We start from the raw sequence: 4684 nt of genomic DNA on the forward strand, positions 1-4684 counted from the left end.
CGGCCGCGCCGCAGCCGCACCGCCCGAAGGGGTGCGGCCAATAGACCACACTACTAGGGCGTGTCTCTAAAGGGGGTGGTGTGTGGGCGCCCGGCACCAAGCCACCACCCGCATCCAGCATCGACCACCGGCTCGAACGACACGCACAACACGCCCTGCGCCTGCGCCACTTAGACACTGCGCGCACCACTTAGGCCCCCGACACGTCGGGAGAACCAGGACCCGCTCGGGCCCAAGTGGTGCAACGGCGCGCTAAGTGGCGCAGCCGCGGGCGGATCCCGCAGCACGGAGCGAGGAACCGCACAGAACACCGACAACGAACCACACGCAGCCCCTCCCCCCAACCACGCGCTCAAAGAACCGGATTCAGACCACACGGCCCACAACGCCTAAGCGCTGCGGAACGGCCCCGCCCACGGCGGGCACAGTGGCGCTGGGCGCCCCTCCTTTGCGCGCAACCCCCGGTTGCGCGCACAAGGACCAAGACCACCCAACACAACATCGTGCGAGCCCCAACGGCCGGACCCGGGCCAGCCCTGCGTGGCGGCGTGATAGCATCGACCACGTGGCTAACGATCGTTCACCTTCGACGCGGGACCGATTGCTCGACGCCGCCCTGGAACGCTTCTCCCGGGAAGGATGGGGCGGCACATCCATCCGCGACCTCGCTCGCGACGCCGGCGTGCGCGAGGGCTCGGTCTACAAGCACTTCCCCTCCAAACAGGCGATCTTCGACGCCCTCGTCGAACGGGCCGACGCGCGCATGGCCGAGGTGGCGACCGCGCTGGGCGTCTCGGTCGCCTCCCCCGGCGCAGCGCTCCCCGGCTACCGGGGAATCGGCGAAGAGCAGTTGGCGGCGATCGCCGAGGGCTTCTTCGACGCCGTCCTGCACGACCGGGAACTCGCGGCCCTGCGCCGCCTGTTCATCGTCAGCCAGTACCGCGACCCGCAGATCGGACGACGCCTGCGCCACTACTGGATCGAGCAGCCCCTCGCCTTCCAGGCCGGCGTCTTCGCCGGACTCATCAACTCGGGCGACTTCCGCGACGGCCTCGACCCGATGGCCACGGCACTGGCCTTCTTCGGACCGGTCCTCGCCCTGCTCCAGCTCGCCGAATCGGGCGACGGCGCCGAGGAACGCGCACGGGCGCTGCTGAGATCCCACGTGCGCCACTTCAGAACGACCCACCTCCATCGGACGGCCGGGGCGGAACAGACGGCTGGAGCGGAACAGGAGACCGGAGAGGCGGAACAGGCGGCCGAAACGGAGCAGGAGGCCGGAAAGGCGAAACAGGAGGCCGGGACGGAGCAGGCGGCACCGGTCGAACCGTCCGCAACCGCCGGGGAAGAGGCGGAGCCATGAACCGGTACCGCACGGTCGCGCGGGTGGTCTTCGGCGTCGTCTTCCTGGGCGGAGCACTGGCGCACGCCTACTTCGCCTCCTTCTCCCCGCAGAGCTACGCGCCCTTCGCCGACACGGCCCTGTGGCCGTGGCTCGCGGATCTGTGGCGGGGCTCCGTCATGGCGAACATCCAGTGGCTGAGCCTGGTCACAGCCGCTTTCGAACTCGTTCTCGGCGCGGCGCTGCTGGCCGGAGGGAGGGCGGCCCGGCTTGCGGCGCTGGCGGCACTGGGCTTCTTCGCCTTCATCCTGGTCCTGGGCTACTCCTGGCCCGCTCAGGACCCGTGGGAGGACTTCCTCAAGAACCGCGCAGCAACGGTGCTCCTGGCATCGGCCATAGCACCCGTCCTGCGGGCCCCGGGCGGATCGGGGCCCACGAAGGGCCGCCCGTCCCGGACGGTATGATCCCGCCCCGCGCGGTCGGCCCCGTTCCCTCCCCACCCCTGCAGCGGGAGGTTCCCATCAGCGCTCCCCGGGCCTCGGCCCGCCCCTCCCGGCCCCGCGCGGGGACAGGGCCGGGTTGCGGGGTGCCGGTCATTGCGCGCTCCCCGGGCCTGCGGGAGCGCCCCCGCAGGCCGATGGCGCGGTCCTGCCCCTGACCCCGCGGGGTCAGGGGCAGGGCGCCGGAACTCCCGTCAGCGCTCCTCATCCTTGCGCGGGCGCCCTCTTCCGCGCAGGGGAGCGGCCCTGACACCGCGTCCCGCCTCGTCGAGCGCCCGGCGCAGGACCACTTCGATCTGCGCGTTCACCGAGCGCAGCTCGTCCGCCGCCCACTTGGCGATCGCCGCGTGGACGGCGGGGTCCAACCGGAGCAGGACCTGTTTGCGCTCCTTGCCCGCCACGGCTCAGGCGTACAGGGAGCCGGTGTTGACGACGGGCTGGGTGCGCTGGTCGGAGCAGAGCACCACCAGTAGGTTGGAGACCATCTGGGCGCGGCGCTCCTCGTCCATGGTGACGATGTCGTCGGCCTCGAGGCGCTTGAGGGCCTGGTCGACCATGGTCACGGCGCCCTCGACGATCTGCTCGCGGGCGGCGATGACGGCCCCCGCCTGCTGGCGCTGGAGCATCGCCTGGGCGATCTCGGGGGCGTAGGCCAGCGAGGAGATGCGCACCTCGACGATCTCCAGGCCCGCCAGCGCGACCCGCTCTGCGACTTCGGCCGCCAGCTCCGCGGAGACGAGGTCCGTGCCGCCCCGCAGGGACGTCTTGCCGGGGCCGGACTCGTCGTAGGGGTGGATGGTGGCGACGTGGCGCAGCGCGGACTCGGCCTGGACCCTGATGAACGCCTCGTAGGCCTCGACGGCGAAGACCGCGCGGGCGGTGTCGGCCACCTGCCACACGACGATGGCGGCGATGTTGACGGGGTTGCCGTCCAAGTCGTTGACTTTGAGCTCAGTGGTCTCGAAGTTGTGGACCTTGATGGAGACCTTCGTGCCGTTCGTGAGCGGCGGGACGAACACGAGGCCCGTGCGGCGCACCGTGCCGATGTAGCGGCCGAAGAACTGACGGACGCTGGTCTGGCCGGGGACGACGATGTCGAAGCCCGTGGCCACGACGACGACCGCGGCGATGCCGAGGGCCCCGGCGACGATCCGCGCCACCACCCCCGCGTGGACGTGGTCGGGGTCGGCGCTCGCGTCCATGATTCCGAGCACCAGCACGGCCACGGCTCCGGCGAGGAGCAGCAGGAGCAGGAAGGCCACCAGGAAGGCGGCGCCCGACCCGACTGAGCGGGCGGCCTTCTCCTCGATGTCAACGCGGGGGGACGGTGAACCGGGGGCGTTCGGGACACGGCCCGGCGATCCCTCCTCGGTGGCGTGCCGGGCGGATCGCGCGGGCCCTCCGGAGGGCTCGGATTGGGACGGCTGCGGGTGTTGTGCGGACATGATTACCTCCTTTGGTAGCAAAATAATATCTATTTTTGAGGGCGCGCGCAAATCCTCCGCCGTTACCCCGGACGGTGGGCCCGGACGCGGAACCGGCGGGCCGTCAGCCGCACCGGCCCGCCACCGGACTCGCGGTGGACGCGCTCGAGCACCTCGGCGTAACCGGGCACTGTGAAGTCCTCCGGGACGTCCCAGGGGACCAGGGCCCAGTAGGCGACGAGGGCGTCCACGTCGGCGAAGACCATGGGCCCCGACCACTGCGCGGTCTCCTCCACGACCAGCCCCGCCCCGCGCAGGGCGTCCGCCACCACCGCCGGGCGCACATCCGGGTAGGCCGGCCGGGTGCCGAACCAGTCGTGGACCTCGGGGGCATCGGTGCCGTCGACCTGCTCGGAGACGAAGAGCCCGCCGGGAGCCAGGACACGGGCCACATCACGGGCGTCGAGCGCCTCGTGGCAGTTCATGACCAGTCGCACGCCGCCGTCGGGGAGGGGCAAGGGATCGCCGCGCTCGGGGTCGTGCTCCTCGACGCGCACCCCCAGGGGCTCCAGCCGCTGGCGGGCCACCGGCACGTTGCGCTCCCACCCCTCGGTGGCGACGACGTCGAGGCGGCCGCGGCGCCCGGCGTCGAGGGAGCCCAGGAGGAGGGCCAGGCGCTCGCCCCCGCCCGTGCCCATGTCGAGGACGGTGCCGCCGCCCGCGTCGGCCAGCGCCACCAGCGCGCCACGGCACTCCGCCTCGAAGTCCCAGTCCGGTTCCCCGCACGTCATCGAGCCCTCCAGGACGGAGAAGTCCCAGCCGCGCATTCGGGTCGTCCGATGGGTCGAGTCCCATCGGCCAAGCAGTCCTTCCATGGGACCGACCCTAACCGGCCGGCGCCGGGCAGGGCCAGGGCCGTTCACACGCCCCCGAGGATCCCCGCGAACATGTGGATGACGATGGGCACCAGCCCGAGCAGCACGAACGCCGGCAGCAGCAGGGCCCCCAGGGGCGCCACCAGGGAGATCCCCAGCTCCTCCGCGGCCTTCTTAGCGTCCGAGATCCGGTGGCGCCTGGTCTGGGCGGCCGCGCGCCGCAACTGGGCCTCGGGCGAGACGCCCTGGAGCCACGCCGCCTCCAGCCCCTCCCGCAGCAGCTCCGTGCCCGGCGGCGCCGGATCCCACGCGGCCGCCCACCCCGCGCCGAGGCGCAGCTCGCGGCTGATCCGCACCAGGCCGTCACTGCCCACGGCGCCCCCCAGCGCCGCCAGGGCCTGCGGTATCGACGCCCCGCAGCGCAAGCCCGCCAGGACCAGGTCGCACGCAATCGCCTCGTCGACGGCCCCGTCGCGGGAGCGCAGGCGGGCGAGCAGCCGCGCCGAGACCGCGTGCCCGCCACGAGGAGCAGCAGGCCGACCG

General features: G+C 72.4%; 5 protein-coding genes and 1 pseudogene. 2 read left to right on the forward strand and 4 right to left on the reverse strand.

The features are described 5' to 3' along the window. The first annotated feature begins 565 nt into the window (after positions 1-565). Both BH719_RS05895 and BH719_RS05900 read left to right on the forward strand, forming a co-directional pair. Positions 566-1363 (forward strand): TetR/AcrR family transcriptional regulator, encoded by a 798-nt coding sequence (locus tag BH719_RS05895; protein WP_216818689.1) that lies wholly within the window; start codon positions 566-568, stop codon positions 1361-1363. After that, positions 1360-1806, forward strand: coding sequence for a hypothetical protein (locus BH719_RS05900; RefSeq protein ID WP_009743892.1), 447 nt, complete (start codon positions 1360-1362; stop codon positions 1804-1806). The genes BH719_RS05895 and BH719_RS05900 overlap by 4 nt, the downstream gene beginning before the upstream one ends. A 230-nt stretch (positions 1807-2036) precedes the next feature. On the opposite strand, the gene BH719_RS05905 is transcribed toward BH719_RS05900, so the two are convergent. The 4 genes and pseudogenes from BH719_RS05905 to BH719_RS05920 form a co-directional block, all read right to left on the reverse strand. Next, the gene (locus BH719_RS05905) at positions 2037-2243 is read right to left on the reverse strand and encodes a type II toxin-antitoxin system antitoxin (RefSeq protein WP_009743893.1); all 207 of its coding nucleotides are present in this window, start codon (positions 2241-2243) and stop codon (positions 2037-2039) included. A 3-nt stretch (positions 2244-2246) separates the two neighbouring features. Further along, positions 2247-3287 carry an SPFH domain-containing protein gene (locus BH719_RS05910; protein WP_009743894.1) on the reverse strand — a complete coding sequence of 347 codons (1041 nt, stop codon included), beginning with the start codon at positions 3285-3287 and terminating at the stop codon, positions 2247-2249. Between the two features lie 62 nt (positions 3288-3349). Continuing rightward, complete coding sequence (locus tag BH719_RS05915) at positions 3350-4141, reverse strand: class I SAM-dependent methyltransferase (RefSeq protein ID WP_034255305.1); 792 nt, start codon at positions 4139-4141, stop codon at positions 3350-3352. Positions 4142-4185: 44 nt separating this feature from the next. Beyond that, positions 4186-4684 (reverse strand): annotated as a pseudogene (locus BH719_RS05920) (type II secretion system F family protein); the annotation flags it as partial.

The sequence above is a fragment of the Pauljensenia hongkongensis genome (assembly GCF_001746855.1).
Classification (GTDB): domain Bacteria; phylum Actinomycetota; class Actinomycetes; order Actinomycetales; family Actinomycetaceae; genus Pauljensenia; species Pauljensenia hongkongensis.